Annotated in this window: 15 protein-coding genes and 1 tRNA gene; 7 read left to right on the forward strand and 9 right to left on the reverse strand. The window is 68.6% G+C overall.

Translation table 11 applies throughout. The features are described from left to right. The 5 genes from CAP40_RS20630 to CAP40_RS00025 all read left to right on the forward strand — a co-directional run. On the forward strand, positions 1 to 834 hold an 834-nt coding region (locus tag CAP40_RS20630; RefSeq protein ID WP_218822093.1), incomplete at its 5' end, for a TonB-dependent receptor domain-containing protein. A 159-nt stretch (positions 835 to 993) separates the two neighbouring features. Continuing rightward, positions 994 to 1,128, forward strand: coding sequence for a hypothetical protein (locus CAP40_RS20665; RefSeq protein ID WP_256923941.1), 135 nt, complete (start codon positions 994 to 996; stop codon positions 1,126 to 1,128). A gap of 14 nt (positions 1,129 to 1,142) precedes the next feature. Next, positions 1,143 to 1,445 carry a DUF3649 domain-containing protein gene (locus CAP40_RS00015; protein WP_086128364.1) on the forward strand — a complete coding sequence of 101 codons (303 nt, stop codon included), beginning with the start codon at positions 1,143 to 1,145 and terminating at the stop codon, positions 1,443 to 1,445. After that, positions 1,442 to 2,911 (forward strand): PepSY domain-containing protein, encoded by a 1,470-nt coding sequence (locus CAP40_RS00020; RefSeq protein WP_086127329.1) that lies wholly within the window; start codon positions 1,442 to 1,444, stop codon positions 2,909 to 2,911. The genes CAP40_RS00015 and CAP40_RS00020 overlap by 4 nt, the downstream gene beginning before the upstream one ends. Further along, complete coding sequence (locus CAP40_RS00025; protein ID WP_086127330.1) at positions 2,908 to 3,231, forward strand: DUF3325 family protein; 324 nt, start codon at positions 2,908 to 2,910, stop codon at positions 3,229 to 3,231. Before CAP40_RS00020 ends, CAP40_RS00025 begins: the two co-directional genes overlap by 4 nt. Here CAP40_RS00025 and CAP40_RS00030 read toward each other — a convergent pair. The 4 genes from CAP40_RS00030 to CAP40_RS00045 form a co-directional block, all read right to left on the reverse strand. Next, positions 3,228 to 5,045, reverse strand: coding sequence for a response regulator (locus CAP40_RS00030; RefSeq protein ID WP_086127331.1), 1,818 nt, complete (start codon positions 5,043 to 5,045; stop codon positions 3,228 to 3,230). The genes CAP40_RS00025 and CAP40_RS00030 overlap by 4 nt on opposite strands. Further along, positions 5,032 to 5,898: a protein-glutamate O-methyltransferase CheR gene (locus tag CAP40_RS00035; RefSeq protein ID WP_179187819.1), complete on the reverse strand. Its 867-nt coding sequence runs from the start codon at positions 5,896 to 5,898 to the stop codon at positions 5,032 to 5,034. Before CAP40_RS00035 ends, CAP40_RS00030 begins: the two co-directional genes overlap by 14 nt. Further along, positions 5,895 to 8,990: a response regulator gene (locus tag CAP40_RS00040; RefSeq protein ID WP_256923942.1), complete on the reverse strand. Its 3,096-nt coding sequence runs from the start codon at positions 8,988 to 8,990 to the stop codon at positions 5,895 to 5,897. Before CAP40_RS00040 ends, CAP40_RS00035 begins: the two co-directional genes overlap by 4 nt. Before the next feature lie 248 nt (positions 8,991 to 9,238). Beyond that, positions 9,239 to 9,314, reverse strand: a tRNA-Ala gene (locus CAP40_RS00045). Positions 9,315 to 9,523: 209 nt separating this feature from the next. Here CAP40_RS00045 and CAP40_RS00050 point away from each other — a divergent pair. Beyond that, positions 9,524 to 10,351: a DUF2171 domain-containing protein gene (locus CAP40_RS00050; protein ID WP_086127333.1), complete on the forward strand. Its 828-nt coding sequence runs from the start codon at positions 9,524 to 9,526 to the stop codon at positions 10,349 to 10,351. A gap of 79 nt (positions 10,352 to 10,430) precedes the next feature. On the opposite strand, the gene CAP40_RS00055 is transcribed toward CAP40_RS00050, so the two are convergent. The 5 genes from CAP40_RS00055 to CAP40_RS00070 all read right to left on the reverse strand — a co-directional run bounded on the left by CAP40_RS00055 (position 10,431) and on the right by CAP40_RS00070 (position 13,721). Then, a complete protein-coding gene (locus tag CAP40_RS00055; protein ID WP_179187821.1) occupies positions 10,431 to 11,342 on the reverse strand; it encodes an alpha/beta fold hydrolase in 912 nt (303 codons plus the stop codon). 5 nt (positions 11,343 to 11,347) lie between these two features. Next, on the reverse strand, positions 11,348 to 11,551 hold the full coding sequence (locus CAP40_RS00060) for a helix-turn-helix transcriptional regulator (protein WP_086127334.1): 204 nt from the start codon (positions 11,549 to 11,551) through the stop codon (positions 11,348 to 11,350). Beyond that, entirely contained in the window at positions 11,548 to 11,958 is a 411-nt protein-coding gene (locus CAP40_RS00065) for a hypothetical protein (RefSeq protein ID WP_086127335.1), read from the reverse strand. The genes CAP40_RS00060 and CAP40_RS00065 overlap by 4 nt, the downstream gene beginning before the upstream one ends. 103 nt (positions 11,959 to 12,061) lie before the next feature. Continuing rightward, complete coding sequence (locus CAP40_RS20310) at positions 12,062 to 12,232, reverse strand: hypothetical protein (protein ID WP_179187823.1); 171 nt, start codon at positions 12,230 to 12,232, stop codon at positions 12,062 to 12,064. A 91-nt stretch (positions 12,233 to 12,323) separates the two neighbouring features. Continuing rightward, positions 12,324 to 13,721, reverse strand: a complete 1,398-nt coding sequence (locus tag CAP40_RS00070) for a glutamate ligase domain-containing protein (RefSeq protein ID WP_086127336.1) — start codon at positions 13,719 to 13,721, stop codon at positions 12,324 to 12,326. 40 nt (positions 13,722 to 13,761) lie between these two features. On the opposite strand from CAP40_RS00070, the gene CAP40_RS00075 reads away from it, so the two are divergent. Then, a complete protein-coding gene (locus CAP40_RS00075; protein WP_086128367.1) occupies positions 13,762 to 14,595 on the forward strand; it encodes an LD-carboxypeptidase in 834 nt (277 codons plus the stop codon). Positions 14,596 to 14,806: the final 211 nt, after the last annotated feature.

Here is a 14,806-nt window from a genome sequence, read left to right on the forward strand (position 1 = left end):
GGCCTGATCTTCGAGCCGATCCGCGGCCTGAGCTTCACGGTCGATTTCTGGCGGATCAAGGTGAAGGACCAGATCGTCGGCGTGAACAACACGGCGCCGGTGCTCGATGCCTATTATCGCAACAACGGCGTGGTGAACATTCCGGGCTTCATCGTTCGCCCCGGCGCCGTGGATACGGCCAATCCCAATGCGCTGCCGCATATCGGCACCATCCAGGCGTCCTATGCCAACGCCAACCGGCAGGTCGTCCAGGGCATCGACGCCGGGGTCAACGCGAACCTGAAGCTGGCCGAGGGCCTGCGCTGGATCAGCTCGCTCGAAGTCTCGTACCTCGACAAGAACCATCTGACGCTGGTCGACTCGATCACAGGCGAGGCACAGCCCCCGCAGCGCTACGAGGACACGCTCAGCCCGTGCAACAACACTTCATGCTCGGGTTCGCCGCGCTGGCGCGCCAGCTGGCAGAACACGCTCCAGCTCGGCGGCACCAGCGTGACGGCCACGGCCTATTACACCGCCGGCTATCACGTGTCGCAGGTCGATTTCGGCGCGACGCCGTTCGACTGCCAGAGTGCGGTCGAACATGGCGCCGCCGCCTATGACGACGATTCGCCGGTGCAGTGCCGCTCGAAGGACATCTGGAACGTCGACCTGACGGTCCAGCACAGGATCAACGACAATTTCTCGCTGTCGCTGAACGTCCTCAACCTGCTCGACACCAAGCCGCCCTTCGATCCGAACGCCGCCTATGGCGGCTTCGGCTACAACCCGGCCTGGGCCGGCCCCAACATCATGGGCCGCTATTTCCGCGTCGGGGCGAAGATCGATTTCTAGACCCGCCGTAAGAGGGCAACTTCGGGGAGCGGCTTTGCCGCTCCCTCTTTTTTTGCCCGGTACGGACAGCTGTCGCGCCGCTTTCCGCTAATGCGATTGACTCGCAATATGCCATTCCCTAACGAGCCCGCCACACGGGTGTTTCAAAAGGGATCCGCGATGAAGTCCTTCCTCCGCAGCGCGCTGTCCGCCCGCGTCATGGCCGCGCAAGCCGCGGAGCCGGGCGGGCAAGCGGATCAGGGCAAGCACCGCGAGATGATCGCCCCCCTCGCCTCGCTCCGCCCCGCATATTGAACCGGGAGGAGCGCGTGGCGGGGACAGCACGAGCGCGTACGGGCTGGCGCTACCGCGCCAACGTCACGGCACGCGTGGTGGCCGGGACGATCGGCGCCTATGCGGTCGCCGCCCTGTTCGCCGCGGCGATGGCGCGCGTGCTGCCGATGCCCAGAGTGGAAGCGATCATGCCGGCGACTCTGCTCGCCTTCCTGGTCGGGCCGGCGGTCACGCTGTGGGCGTTCCTTGCCCGCGGCCCCTGGCGCGCCTGGGCAGGGGTGGTCCTGCTCGCCGCGCTCTTCGCCGCGATCGGCTGGTCCGCGGGGGCGCCGGCATGAGCGCGCTCCGCGAAGGCGCGCGCCAGGTCATGGCCTGGCTGCACGGCTGGACCGGGCTGCTGCTCGGCTGGGTGCTGTTCGTCATGTGCCTTGCCGGCACGCTCAGCGTGTTCAAGCCCGAGATCGGCCAATGGATGCGCCCGGAGACCCGCGCCACCGCCGACCCCGCCGATGCCGTGCAGGCCGCGACCGACTGGCTGGCCAGCAACACCAGGGGCTCGACCGGCTGGTATCTCACGGCCCCGAGCGCCCGGACCAACACGGTCGAGGCAGCCTATGACAGCGACGGCAGCTTCGTCTATCGCGCGCTCGATCCGGTGCGCGGCACGCCCGCCCCGCGCGAGACGCTGGGCGGCGAATTCTTCTACCGCCTCCATTTCGAACTGGAGCTGCCCTATCCTTGGGGCCGGCTGCTCGCGTCGATCGCGGCGATGGCGATGCTGGTCGCCCTGATCACCGGGATCATCGCGCATCGCCGCATCTTCAAGGACTATTTCACGTTCCGCCCGGCCAAGGGCCAGCGCTCCTGGCTCGATGGGCACAACGCGCTGGGCGTGCTCGCCACGCCCTTCCACGTGATGATCACCTTTACCGGGCTGGTCACGCTCGCCTCGCTCAACATGCCCTGGGCCATCTCCGCCACCTATGGCAAGGACCTGGCCGCAGTGTACCACGATCTCGCGCCAGGCGTGGCGGAGCGCGCCCGGGCGAACGTGCCCGCGCCGCTGGCTCCGATCGCCCCGATGCTGCGCGAGGCGCAGCGCCGGCTCGGCGGCACGATCGGCCGTGTCTATGTGATCAACCCGGGCGACCGGGCCGCGGTGGTCACCATATTCCGCTCGGATGCCGACCAGCTCGGCTTCACGCCGGCCGAGATCAGCTTCGACGGCGCCACCGGCAGGCCGCTGCGCGCCTGGCGGGAGAATCGCGGCGCGATCCAGACCTATAATGTCGTCTACGGCCTCCACATGGCCCGCTTCGCCTCGATCGCGACGCGCTGGCTCTATTTCCTGGGCGGCACGATGCTGACGCTGGCGATCGCGACCGGCCTGGTCCTGTGGATCGTCAAGCGCCGCGAGCGGGCGCCGCTCTCGCTCGGCAATCGCATGCTCGAGCGGCTGAACGCGGGCGTGCTGCCCGGCGTGCCGCTGGGCTGCGCCGCCTATCTCCTCGCCAACCGCCTGTTGCCGCTCGGCCTCGCCGGCCGTGCCGAACTGGAGGTCTCCGCCGCCTTGTGGACCGCCGCCGCGGCAGTGGCGATGGGCGCCGCGCTGCCACCGCGCTGGTCCTGGCCGCTGCTCACCGGCGCGACCGCGCTGGCCTGCGCGCTCGCGGCACTCATCGGCCTGTCGATCAGCGCCATGTCGGCGGTGCTGCTGGCGGTCGCCGCGGCGCTCGCCCTGCTTGCCGCGAAGCAGCTGCGCGGCCCGAAGCGGCGCCCCGAGCGCAGGCGGCGCGCGGCATGACGATGGCAGTCGCCGGCCTGCTCTATCTCGGCATGTTCGCGCTCGCCGCCGGCATGTCGCGCCACGCCGATCCCCTGCTCGGGGCCCAGGCAGGGCATGCCGTGCTCCGGCATCCGGCCCGCTATGGCTGGGCACTGGTCGCGCTCTCCTTCCTCGCCGCCTGCCTCGCGGGCGACGGCGGCCGGGCGCTGGTGCTTTGGTTCGGGCTGATCCCCTTCGCCAGCGCGATCATCCTGCTGGGGCTCAGCTATCGCCCGGCCGTGCCGCGCGCCATGGTGCCGGTCGCCGCGCTGATGGTGCTGCTCGCGCCCTTTATCTAGGCAAGGACCGCCTTGCCGCGCAGCAAGGCTCCGGCAATCTCCACGATCTCGACGGGATCGAACGGCTTGCCGATCGCCGGCACTCCCGCGAACCCCGCGGGAAGATGGTCGCGCCCATAGCCGCTGACAAAGGCGAAGGGCACGCCGCGTGCATCGAGCGCGGCCGCGATCGCCTCGACGCTGGCGCCTTGCAAATTGCCGTCGAGCAGCGCCCCGTCGATCCGCCCGCCCTCGACGATCGCCCGGGCATGCTCGGCGGTAGCGGCCGGGCCGACCACCTCCACGCCGGCATCGGCGAGGATCGCGGCGAGTTCGAGCGCGACCAGCGGCTCGTCCTCGATGATCGCGAAGCGCTTGCCGGCGATGGACGCCCTCGCGGCCCCGGCGCCCCTGGCCCAGCCGCCGTCATCCGCCGGGCGATCCGCCGGCAGTTCGGCCGCGCCGCCGGAATGCGGCACGGTCAGGATCCAGCGCAATCCTTCGGGCGCGAAGGTCGCCACGGCCGATCCGCCCTCGGCCTTCAGGCTCCGCTCGATCAATGCCGTGCCGAAGCCGCGCCGGCCCGGCGCCGCAACCGCCGGGCCGCCGGTCTCCGCCCATTCGAGCTCGAGCATCGCGCCCCGCAGCCGCCATTCCAGCCGCACCCGCCCGGCCTCGTTCGAAAGCGCGCCATATTTGTTGGCGTTGGTACCGAGTTCGTGGAGCACCAGGGCGAGGTGCAGGGCCGGCTCGGGCGACAGCTCGATCTCGGGCCCGGCGAAGCTCAGGCGCTGCGGGTCGATCGTACCGAGCTGCAGCTGCCCCTCGATCAGCTCGCGCAGCCGGGCGCCCTGCCAGGTGGTAGCGCTGAGCAGCGAATGGGCGCGGGCCAGCGCATGGATGCGCCCGATGAAGGTCGGCGCGAAATCGGAGGGGCCGGCCGAATGGCGCAGCGTCTGCGTCGCGATCGCCTGGACCGAGGCGAGCGTGTTCTTCACGCGGTGATTGAGCTCGCCGATCAACAGCCGCTGCGTCGCCTCGGCACGCTTGCGCTCGGTCACGTCGAGGATCTGGACGCTGACCGAGACCAGCCGGTCGCCCTCGAACAGCGCCGAGCAATAGCATTCGCAGTCGAGCAGGGCCCCGCTCTTGTCGTTGGCGCGCAGCGTCTCGACCCGGCGCAGCTCGTGCCCCTCGACCATCTGCCCCAGCACCGCCTCCACCGCCGCGCCATTGGCGGGATCGAGCCAGTCGAGCTTCGCGGCGCGCCGGCCCAGCACGTCCCCCGCGCTCCAGCCGAACAGCCGCTCGGCGCCGTTCGACCAGCCGATCACCCGGAGATCGGCGTCGAACTCGACGATGGCGAGCGGGCTGTTGTCGCTATGCGCCTGGATCCGGCCGAGCGCCGCGGCCAGCTGGTCGCGCTGGCGGGCGATCTCGAGCCGCTGGCGCGCCAGCTCGACGAAGATGTCGACCTTGCTGCGCACGATTTGCGGGTCGACCGGCTTGAACAGATAGTCGACGGCGCCCGCCTCATATCCCCGGAACCGCCGGCGCTCGTCGGTCGCCACCGCCGTCACGAAGATGATCGGAACGCGCCGCGTCCGCTCCGTCCCGCGCATCAGCTCGGCGAGTTCATATCCGTCCATCCCCGGCATCTGCACGTCGAGCAGGGCGAGCGCGACTTCGTGCCGGAGCAGCAGTTCCAGCGCGGCCGGGCCCGACGGCGCCTTGAGGATCTCCACGCCGTCGCGGCGCAGCAGCGCGTCCATCGCGATCAGGTTCTTCTCGACATCGTCGACGACGAGGATCTTCACGGTTTCAGGCTGCGGCATGGTCGACCTCCGCGGCTATCGGCCGGATGTTGCGCCGGTATATCTTCTCTTCGGACACGAAGTCGGCAAATGCGTCGGCATGCGAGGAGAAGCGCAGATTCTCCTTGGCGCCCAGCCCCAGGAAGCCGCCGCGCACCAGGCTCTGCCCGAACAGGCCGAGCGCGCGATCCTGCAGCGCCCGATCGAAATAGATCAGCACGTTGCGGCTCGAGACCAGATGCGCCTCGGCGAAGACCTGGTCGCTTGCGAGATTATGCTCGGCGAACACCGCCCGGGCCCGCAGGCTCTTGTCGAACACCGCCCGGCCATAGCCCGCGGTATAATGGTCGGAGAGCGATCCCCTGCCGCCCGAGGCGCGGTGATTCTCCGTGAACAGCGCGATGCGGTCCAGTTCGTAGACGCCGGCCTCCGCCCGCGCCAGCGCGGCGGGGCTGATGTCGGTGCAATAGAAGATGGTCCGCGCCTCCAGCCCCTCCTCGCGGAACAGGATGGCAAGCGAATAGAATTCCTCGCCGTTCGCGCAACCGGCGATCCACACCTTGAGCGAAGGGAAGGTGCGCAGATGCGGCACCACCTGCTCGCGGATCGCGCGGAAATAGGCCGGGTCGCGGAACATCTCGCTCACCTGGATGGTGAGGAAGCCCATCAGCTCGGCGAACAGCACCGGCTCGCGCAGCACCCGCCCTTGCAGCTGCGACAGGGTATCGCAGCCGAAGCGCGATTGCGCCCGTTCCAGCCGCCGCCGCAACGAGCCGCGCGAATAGCCGCGAAAGTCATGATGATAGCGCCGCCAGATCGCGTCGAGCAGCAGCTCGAGCTCCAGCGTGTCCACCGGATCCACGGCGTCGCTCATCGCGGCATCCAAACCCGGACGAGGCTGAGCAGCTTGTCGACGTCGAGCGGCTTGGCGAGATAGTCGTTCGCCCCCGCCGCGATGCAATCCTGCTGGTCGCGCGCCATTGCCTTGGCGGTGAGCGCGATCACCGGCAGCCCGCGCCATTCCGGCCGCCCGCGAATGGCGCGGGTGGCGGCGATCCCGTCCATCTCGGGCATCATCACGTCCATCAGCACCAGCTCGACCGGAGCGCCGCCGTCCCGCGCCGCGTCGAGCGCCGCCAGCGCCTCGATCCCGTTGCGCGCGATCTGCACCCTGGCGCCGTGCGGCTCGAAGATCGACGTGAGCGCATAGACGTTGCGGATATCGTCCTCGACGACGAGGATGTGCCGCCCGTCCAGCGCGGCGTCGCGCTTCAGCGCCTGGCTGAGGATCGCCTGCTGCTGCTCGGGCAGGTCCGACACCACCTGGTGGAGGAACAGCGTCACTTCGTCGAGCAGCCGCTCGGGCGACTTCGCGCCCTTGACGATGATCGACTTGGAATAGCGCCGCAGCCGCAGTTCCTCGTCGGCCGAAAGGTCGCGCCCGGTATAGACGATCACCGGCGGGAAGCCGAGATTCTCGTCCATGCTCAGCTGCTCGAGCAGGTCGAGCCCCGGCATGTCGGGCAGGTTGAGGTCGAGCACCATGCAGTCGAACGTCTCGCTGCCGAGCCGCTCCAGCGCCGCCGCGGCGCTGCGCGCGTCGATGGTCTCGACGTCGCGCGAGGCGAGCAGCAGCCGCACGCTCTCGGCCTGTTGCGCATCGTCCTCCACCACCAGCACCCGACGCAGGCGGCGCGTCATGTGCACCTCCAGCCCTTCGAGCACCCCGACCAGCTGGTCGCGCAACACGGGCTTGAGCATATAGCCGATCGCCCCGCCGGCGAGCGCGGCCTGGCTGTCGTCGTCGGCCGAGACGACATGCACCGGGATATGCCGCGTGCGCGGATCGCGCTTGATCCGGTCGAGCACCGACAGGCCGGTATGGTCGGGCAGTCCGATGTCGAGGATCACTGCGTTGGGCAGATATTGCCTGGCCATCAGCGCGCCTTCGTCGGCGGTGCCCGCGATCAGGCAGTCGAAGCCCAGTTCGTGCGCCAGCTCGTACAGGATGCGCGCGAAGGCGGGATCGTCTTCGACGACGAGCAGCACCCGGCTGTCCCCGCGCAGCTTCTCGCGATCGTCGGCCATTTCGGCGGCGCGCGGCGCACGCCTGGGCGCGGCCGGTGCGGGCATGGCGGCGATCAGCGGTGCCTCCGCCATGGGCGCCGCCTCGATCAGCCCCGGATCATAGGTCTCGGGCAGCAGCAGCGTGAAGACGCTGCCCTCGCCGGCGCTGCTCTCCAGCCGGATCTCGCCGCCCAGCAGCCGCGCCAGCTCGCGCGAGATGGAGAGGCCCAGGCCCGTGCCGCCATATCTGCGGCTGATCGTGCCGTCCGCCTGGCGGAACGCCTCGAAGACGATCTTCTGCTGATCGGGCGCGATCCCAACGCCGGTGTCGCGCACCGCAAAGCCCAGCCGTCCGTCGGCGGCCCGGCCGACGCTCAGCGCCACCTCGCCCCGGCCGGTGAACTTCACGGCATTGGAGAGGAAGTTGCGCAGCACCTGTTCCAGCCGCTGCGGGTCGGTCTCGAAGTCGTCGGGCGTGCCCGGCAGCGCCTCGCAGCGCAGCGCCAGCCCCTTGGCCTCGGCCGCCGGAGCGAAGCCCTGGCGAAGCTTCTCGAGCATCGGCGGGATCCGGATGCGGCGCGGCTGCAGTTCCAGCTTGCCCGCCTCGATCTTCGAAATGTCGAGCACGTCGTTGATCAGCGCGAGCAGATCGTTGCCCGACGTCTCGATCGTCTCCGCGTGCCGGATTTGCTCGGCGGTCATGTTGCCCGCGCGGTTCTCGGCGAGCAGCCGGGCCATGATCAGCAGCGAATTGAGCGGCGTGCGCAGCTCGTGGCTCATATTGGCGAGGAATTCCGACTTGTAGCGGCTCGCCTGCTCCAGTTCGCGCGCCTGGCCGGCGAGCGAGGATTGCGCGCGCGCCAGATCGTCGCGCTGCGCCTCCAGCGTCCGGGTCTGCTCCTCGAGCTGGGCGTTGCTTTCCTCCAGCTCGGCCTGCTGCACTTCCAGCCGCGCCTGCGATTCCTGCAGCGCGCGCGCCTGCGCCTCCAGTTCCTCGTTGCTCGATCGCAGTTCCTCGCCCTGCGCCTGCAATTCCTCCGCCTGTGCCTGGGTCTCCTCGAGCAGTTCCTGGAGCTGGGTACGATATTTGGCGGAGCGCACGGCGATGCCGAGCTGCTCGGCGATCCGTGCGAGCAGATCCTCCGCCGCCGCGGGCATCGCGGTGCCGGCGAAGCCGAGTTCCACCACCGTGTTGACCTGGCCGTCGATCCGGGCGGGCGCGATCAGCAGCTGCCCCGGCCGGGCCTGGCCGAGCGCCGAACCGAAATAGAGATAGCCGTCGGGCACCGGCGCCAGCGCGAAGCCCCGCCCGTCGGCGATCGCCTGGCCGAGCAGCCCGTCGCCCGGCGTCACGCGCTCGGGCACCGCCGCGCCGGCCGGCACGCCATAGCTGGCCCGGCGCAGGAAGCCGTCGCCGTTGCGGATGAAGATCGCCCCCGCGGTCGCGCCCAGATATTCGGCGAGGAAGCGGAGCGCGTTCGCGCCGAGCCGATCGATCGCCAGGTCTCCGGCGAGTGCCTGTCCCAGCCCGACCTGCCCCGCCTGCAGCCATTCCTCGCGGCGAACGGCCAGCCGGTTGCGGACGAACAGCACGCCGACGATGCCCAGCGTCCAGGCGGTGAGCACGCCCAGGGTGCGGTTGACGCGCGCGATGCTGGGGTCGACACCGCTGCGCGCCAGCATGAAGCCGGTGATCGTCAGCACGGTCGCGACCAGGGCGACCGCGGCGGGCACCACCGGCCGCGGCGCCAGATAGGCGAAGACGATCGGCAGCAGGTAGATCACCCATACCGAGGTGCCGAGCGGCAGCTGGAGATCGGCGAGAAACGGCGCCACGAGGAGAGCCGCGAGCGCGCCATAGAGCATCATTTCGTATTTCGCGCCGAACCGGTGGATCATCAAACCCCGTTCTCTAAGGCAAGCCCGAGAAATTGCCGCCTTATTCCAACAGCATCCGGGGATCGCAACCAAGATCGGCGCCGAACGACGCCGCCCGGCGCAACGTTCTGCACGCGGATAAGGTTCCGGGAAATGCGCAAATTACGGACAGCGGTCCGAATCGGGACGGCGATGGCCGGCGCGCGCAAGGCCCGGCCCGGCGGGACGCCAAGCCGGCTGCGTTCTAATATGTAGGAACTGTGGGCGGCTGGTGGAGCTGAGGGGAATCGAACCCCTGACCTCTGCAGTGCGATTGCAGCGCTCTCCCATCTGAGCTACAGCCCCGCCGCCTGTCCCCGGGTGGCCCCGGGAGGCGCTCCATTAGCGGCGCTTTTTCCCCAATGCAACCGGCTTGAAACAAGCGCGGCAAAACGCTTCGCCGGCGCGGCGAACTGCACTGAAAAGCGGGGATTTTTCCGGAACCATTGCCGGCTCTCGCCCGCTGAATCCACGCCGGCCAAGCCCCCCGAAGACCGGCAGTGGAGAAGATTCCCATGAGCGACCGTTACTCCGATCCCCGCTATTTCGGCCCCGAAGACCAATATCAGGTGAGCGGCGCCCGCCGCGCCGGCGGCGAACATTATTCGAGCGCCCGCGAATATGCCGCAGCCGGCGAGCTCGGCCGAACGCGCGGCTATCGCGGCGGCTATGGCCCCGGCGGATATGGCGGCGAATATCGCGGCGGCTGGGATCGCGGCGCCCGCGACCAGCGCGGCTGGGACGAGGCCCGCACCGCGTATCGCAGCCAGGATCCGGACCGCGGCTTCTTCGATCGCGCGGGCGACGAGGTCCGCTCCTGGTTCGGCGACCAGGAAGCGGAGCGCCGCCGCGAAGCCGACGCGCGCTACGACGCACGATGGCCCCACGGCCCCGACGATCACTATTCCGGCTGGCGCCGCCAGCGCATCGCCGAGCTCGACAGCGACTATGACGAATATCGCCGCGAGAACGCCCAGCGTTTCGAGAACGAGTTCAACAACTGGCGCACCGATCGCCAGGGCCAGCGCGACGGCCTGCGCCGGGTGGCCGAGCACATGGAGGTGGTCGGCTCGGACGGCAGCCATGTCGGCAAGGTCGACAAGGTGCGCGGCGATCGCATCGTCCTCACCAGGAACGACAGCGAGGCCGGTGGCCATCACCATTCGATCCCGTCGCGCTGGATCCAGTCGGTCGACGACAAGGTGACGCTGCGCAAGACCGCGGACGAAGCGCATGCGGCATGGAAGGACGAGGAGCGCGCGGGCGCGCTGTTCGGCGGACACGACGACCAGGACTGGAATCGCGACCGGAATCTCAACCGGAGCTTTTCCGGAACCTATTGATGCCCAGATACGGGAAGTGAGCAGAACTTGGGCCCGGGAACAGCTCCCGGGCCCCTTTTACTCGTCGCGGCGCGCCGGCTCAGCCGGCCAGGAAGGCGGCCAGCGCCGCGCGGAAGGCCTCGGGCTGGTCGAGCATGATGAAGTGCCCGCTGTCGGCCACGCCCTTCAGGTTCACCTTGGGCGCACCCGCATATTCGCGCTTGTAGAGCTCGAGCATCGGCGCCTCGCCGCCGCGCGCCGCCAGCCACGGCACCAGCACGGTGATCGGCGCGGCGATGCCCTTCAGGTCGGGGCGCAGATCGGTCTGGAGATCCTCGAACATGGTCTGGGCGGAAACCCGCATGTCCGCCTTGGCCATCCAGGCCGCGACCTGCGCCTGCGATTCGGGCTTGGCTGCGTTCTGCCGCGCGATCGCCTGGCCCACCGCCTCTGGAAGCGGCTTGCCGTAAAGGCTCGCCATCTGGGCGCGCATCGCCTCGGCCTGGGGCTTGACCGACTCGACCGTCGAGCCCGGGAAGAAGGCCGAGCCGACGAACGGCATCGCATCGACGATCAGCGCCTTGCCGACGTCGCCAGGATGCGCCTTGGCCAGCATCAGCGTCAGCAGCCCGCCCATCGAATGGCCGACAACCGCGGCGCCGGCGATCTTGCGCTCCGCGACCAGCTTGTGCAGCTCGGCGACCATGGCGGGGAGCAGCCCCTCGCCCAGATTGGCGCCCGGCGCGTCGCCGCCGAAGCCGTTGACCTGGACGAGATACACGGTGTGCGTCTTCGCCAGCTCGGGCGCCACGCCGTCCCACACCGCGCGAGGGCTCGACAGGCCGGGGATCAGGATCACCGGACTGCCCTTGCCGATCACCTGCACCGAGAGGTGATCCATCTGGATCATCTCGGCCGGTGCCGGCGCGGTCGCCGCATGTGCCGCGGGGGCATGGAGGATGGCGGGGATGCTGGCGGTGGCGAGCAGGGCGAAGGCGATGCGCTTGATCATGACGGTCAGTCCTTGCGGTTGGGATTGGTGAAGATTTCTTCGATGGTCAGGCCGAACACGTCGGCGATCCTGAAGGCGAGCGGGAGCGAGGGGTCGTAGCGGCCGGTCTCGATCGCGTTGACGCTCTGGCGCGAGACATCGAGCCGCTCGGCCAGGTCCTGCTGGCTCCAGGCCCGCTCGGCACGCAGCACGCGGAGGCGATTGTTCATTCGCCGCCTCCGCGCATCGCCGCCAGCTTGTTGAAGCAGCGGCCCACGCCCAGCCCCGCGAACCACAGGATCGCGGCGTAATAGGCATAGACGTGCGGCACGAGGCCGAAATTCTCGAGAAAGCCCCAGGCCGTCGCGATGCTCAGCGTGAAGCCGGTGGCGACCAGCGCCTGGCGCGTGACCTGCACCCGCAGATATTCGTCCTGCTCCTCGACGAGATAGCGACCGAGGACGAAGAACACGCCGATCACCGGCAGCGCGGGCAGCACGCCGGCGACATAGCCCAGCGGCCCGTGCAGCGGGCTGTTCCGCGCATGTATGACCACGCCGACCAGGATCAGCACATAGCTCATCATCAGCAGGATCACCGATTTCGTGTAGCGCTTCTGCGCCCGATTGCCGGCCATGATTGGCTTCCTTTGCAGTTTGTAAAGGGAGCTTTACCTGTGTCGGCACGATATGTCAACCAAGCTTTCCATATAGGAAAGCCTGCCAGACTAGATGCTAATGCTACTTTCCAGTCGGCGCTTCGGTATCGAGGCGCCAGCCATGGAAGGTGCGGATCATCGGCTTGCCGCATCCTTCGCACCAGGATCGGAAACTGGATCCGTCATTCCATGCGCGGCCATGGCTGCGATGGTGCTTACCGAACAGGCAATAGAATGGCTGCAGCAGGCGCATGCGTCGCCTCCCCGGAATCTCACGGGAATGGTGCCATCTCTGGCAAAAAAGTCCATATTTTTGCGCAGGTGCGTGAAAAGATTACCGGTTTTTAATCAGCGAGCTGCGCCAGCATCTCCGCCGCAAGGTGGCTGAGCGTGTCGTCGCGCGCGCCCATCACCACGATGCGATCGCCCGCGCGCGCATTGGCGACGAGATGCGCCGCCGCCGCCGCGCGATCGGGAATGTGGAGCGCATTGCGCCCGGTCGCGGCGACATCGGCCACGATGTCCGCGCTGGTCACCTCGCGGCTGGTGGTGCCGCCCTGATAGACGGGATCGGGCAGCACCAGCACATCCTCGCCGCCCAGCTTCTCGGCGAACATCGCGACGAGCTCGGCGCGCATCACCTTCAGAGGGCCATAGCCGTGCGGCTGGAACAGCAGGAGCAGCCTGCCGTCAAAGGCGTGCAGCGTGTCCAATGTCGCGGCGATCTTGTCCGGGTTGTGCCCGAAATCGTCGATCACGGCGATCCCGCCCGCCTCGCCGACCAGCTCGAAGCGGCGCTTCAGGCCCTGGAAGCCCTGGATCGCCTGGGCGGCCTCCTCCACCGCGATCCCCGCCGCCGCCGCCGCGCCGATCGCCGCCAGCGCATTGGAGACATTGTGCCGGCCCGGCACCTGCAGCGTCACCGGGATCGACGCCGCGCCCTCGCGCGCCAGCTCGAAGGCGATGCCGTAGCGCTGCTCGCGCAGGTTGATCGCCGTCAGATCCGCCGGCGCGCCGATCGCGAAGGTGCGCAGCCGCTCGCGCGGCATCGTCGCCGCCAGCAGCGCGCCCTCGCCATTGTCGAGGTTGATCACAGCCTTGCCCGCCCGCGCGATGAAGGCGCCGAACAATTCGATCAGCTTGTCCATCGGCAGATGATCGAGGCTGACATTGTTGAGCACCGCCACGCCCGGGCGATAGAGCGCGATCGAGCCGTCGCTCTCGTCGACTTCGCTCACATAGACCCGGCCGGCTCCCACCAGCGCGCTGGCAAAGGGCGCGTCTGGCGTGGCGAAGTTCTTCATCACCGCGCCGTTCATCACCGTGGGATCGCGGCCCAGCGCGTGGAGGATCCAGCCGATCATGCCGGTGACCGTGGACTTGCCGCTGGTCCCCGCCACGCCGATCGAGAGCGGCGCGGCATTGAACAGCCGGGCATTGAGCTCGGCCCGCGTCATCCGCGCATTGCCGAGTTCGGCGGCACGGCGCGCATCGGGCACGGTCTCCTCGATTGCGGCCGAAGCGACGACGATCTGCTCGGACGAACCGATTCCGCTGCCGTCCTGGGGGAACAGGGCGATGCCGCTGCGCGCCAGGAAATCGAATTTCGCGGGCAGCCGCGCCTGATCGAGGCTGCGGTCCGATCCGGCCACCCTGGCGCCCTGCCCGGCCAGGATCATCGCCAGGGGCATCATGCCCGACCCGCCAATGCCCACGAAGAAGTAAGGTTTGCGATGCTCCATGGCCTCGCGCTATCGGCAATTCGAAGCGAAGGGGCAAGGCATGCGCATCGGAGTCGTCGCACCAGCAAGACCGGTCAGCCGCGAGGGATCGCTGCGCATGGCCGCGTTCATGGCGCTGACCTATCCCGGGCACGAGATCGTGTTCCATCCGCAATGCTATCTGCAGACCGGCCATTTCGCCGGCACCGACGCGGAACGCGCGGCCGCCTTTCTCGAATTCGCCAATGATCCGGCGTTCGATGCGATCTGGTTCGCGCGCGGCGGCTATGGCTCGAACCGCATCCTGGAAGCAGTGATGCCGAAGCTCGGGCCGGCGGCAAACCACAAGACCTATGTCGGCTTCTCCGACATGGGGTTCCTGCTCGGCGCGCTATACGCCCGGCGGATCGGCCGGGTGGCGCATGGCGCGATGGCCTCCAGCCTGGGCATGAACGACACCGGCGAAGGCGCCGGCTGGGTGCTGGGCTGGCTGATCGACGGGGACAGGCGCGGCTTCGAGCCGGGCCTTGCCGACGGGCGCCCCGCCGCCGCGTTCAACCTCGCCATCCTGGCCGCGCTGATCGGCACCAAATATCTGCCCGACCTCACCGATCACGTACTCTATATCGAGGAAGTCGACGAGCCGCTCTACCGGATCGACCGGATGCTGTTCCAGATGGCGCATGCCACCCAGCTCAAGGGCATCGCCGGCGTGCGGCTGGGCGCCGTCACCGCGGTCAAGGACAATGGCGAGGCGGACGGCAATTACAGCTTCGGCGAGACGATCGATCAGATGATCGTGCGCTGGTGCGGGGAAATGGGCGTCCCCTATCTCGGCCGCGCCGAGATCGGCCATGTCGAGCTGAACCGCGTGGTGCCGTTCGGGCTGGTCTAGGGGCGTTTCGATATTCAGGCTAAGGATGTGGTCGGCGGGTGGGAGCGCTTCGAACCGACCTCCCGCGTCACCCTGAACTTGTTTCGGGGTCCAACGTGCCACCGGCGATATCGCTGGTGGAGAATTGGATGCTGAAACGCGTTCAGCATGACGGAAGAAAGGCTTCGATCTTCAATTTCCCTTTCGCCTCCGGGAATGAAAGGGGCGGAGC

The sequence above is a fragment of the Sphingomonas sp. IBVSS2 genome (assembly GCF_002127225.1).
Lineage (GTDB): Bacteria > Pseudomonadota > Alphaproteobacteria > Sphingomonadales > Sphingomonadaceae > Sphingomonas.

Bases quoted from the DNA above. Each gene is read 5' to 3' on its own strand.
- CAP40_RS20665 (WP_256923941.1), top strand. From the start codon at position 994: ATGAAGTCCTTCCTCCGCAGCGCGCTGTCCGCCCGCGTCATGGCCGCG.
- CAP40_RS00020 (WP_086127329.1), top strand. From the start codon at position 1,442: ATGAGCGCGCTCCGCGAAGGCGCGCGCCAGGTCATGGCCTGGCTGCAC.
- CAP40_RS00025 (WP_086127330.1), top strand. From the start codon at position 2,908: ATGACGATGGCAGTCGCCGGCCTGCTCTATCTCGGCATGTTCGCGCTC.
- CAP40_RS00030 (WP_086127331.1), bottom strand. From the start codon at position 5,045: ATGCCGCAGCCTGAAACCGTGAAGATCCTCGTCGTCGACGATGTCGAG.
- CAP40_RS00035 (WP_179187819.1), bottom strand. From the start codon at position 5,898: ATGAGCGACGCCGTGGATCCGGTGGACACGCTGGAGCTCGAGCTGCTG.
- CAP40_RS00040 (WP_256923942.1), bottom strand. From the start codon at position 8,990: ATGATCCACCGGTTCGGCGCGAAATACGAAATGATGCTCTATGGCGCG.
- CAP40_RS00050 (WP_086127333.1), top strand. From the start codon at position 9,524: ATGAGCGACCGTTACTCCGATCCCCGCTATTTCGGCCCCGAAGACCAA.
- CAP40_RS00055 (WP_179187821.1), bottom strand. From the start codon at position 11,342: ATGATCAAGCGCATCGCCTTCGCCCTGCTCGCCACCGCCAGCATCCCC.
- CAP40_RS00060 (WP_086127334.1), bottom strand. From the start codon at position 11,551: ATGAACAATCGCCTCCGCGTGCTGCGTGCCGAGCGGGCCTGGAGCCAG.
- CAP40_RS00065 (WP_086127335.1), bottom strand. From the start codon at position 11,958: ATGGCCGGCAATCGGGCGCAGAAGCGCTACACGAAATCGGTGATCCTG.
- CAP40_RS20310 (WP_179187823.1), bottom strand. From the start codon at position 12,232: ATGCGCCTGCTGCAGCCATTCTATTGCCTGTTCGGTAAGCACCATCGC.
- CAP40_RS00070 (WP_086127336.1), bottom strand. From the start codon at position 13,721: ATGGAGCATCGCAAACCTTACTTCTTCGTGGGCATTGGCGGGTCGGGC.
- CAP40_RS00075 (WP_086128367.1), top strand. From the start codon at position 13,762: ATGCGCATCGGAGTCGTCGCACCAGCAAGACCGGTCAGCCGCGAGGGA.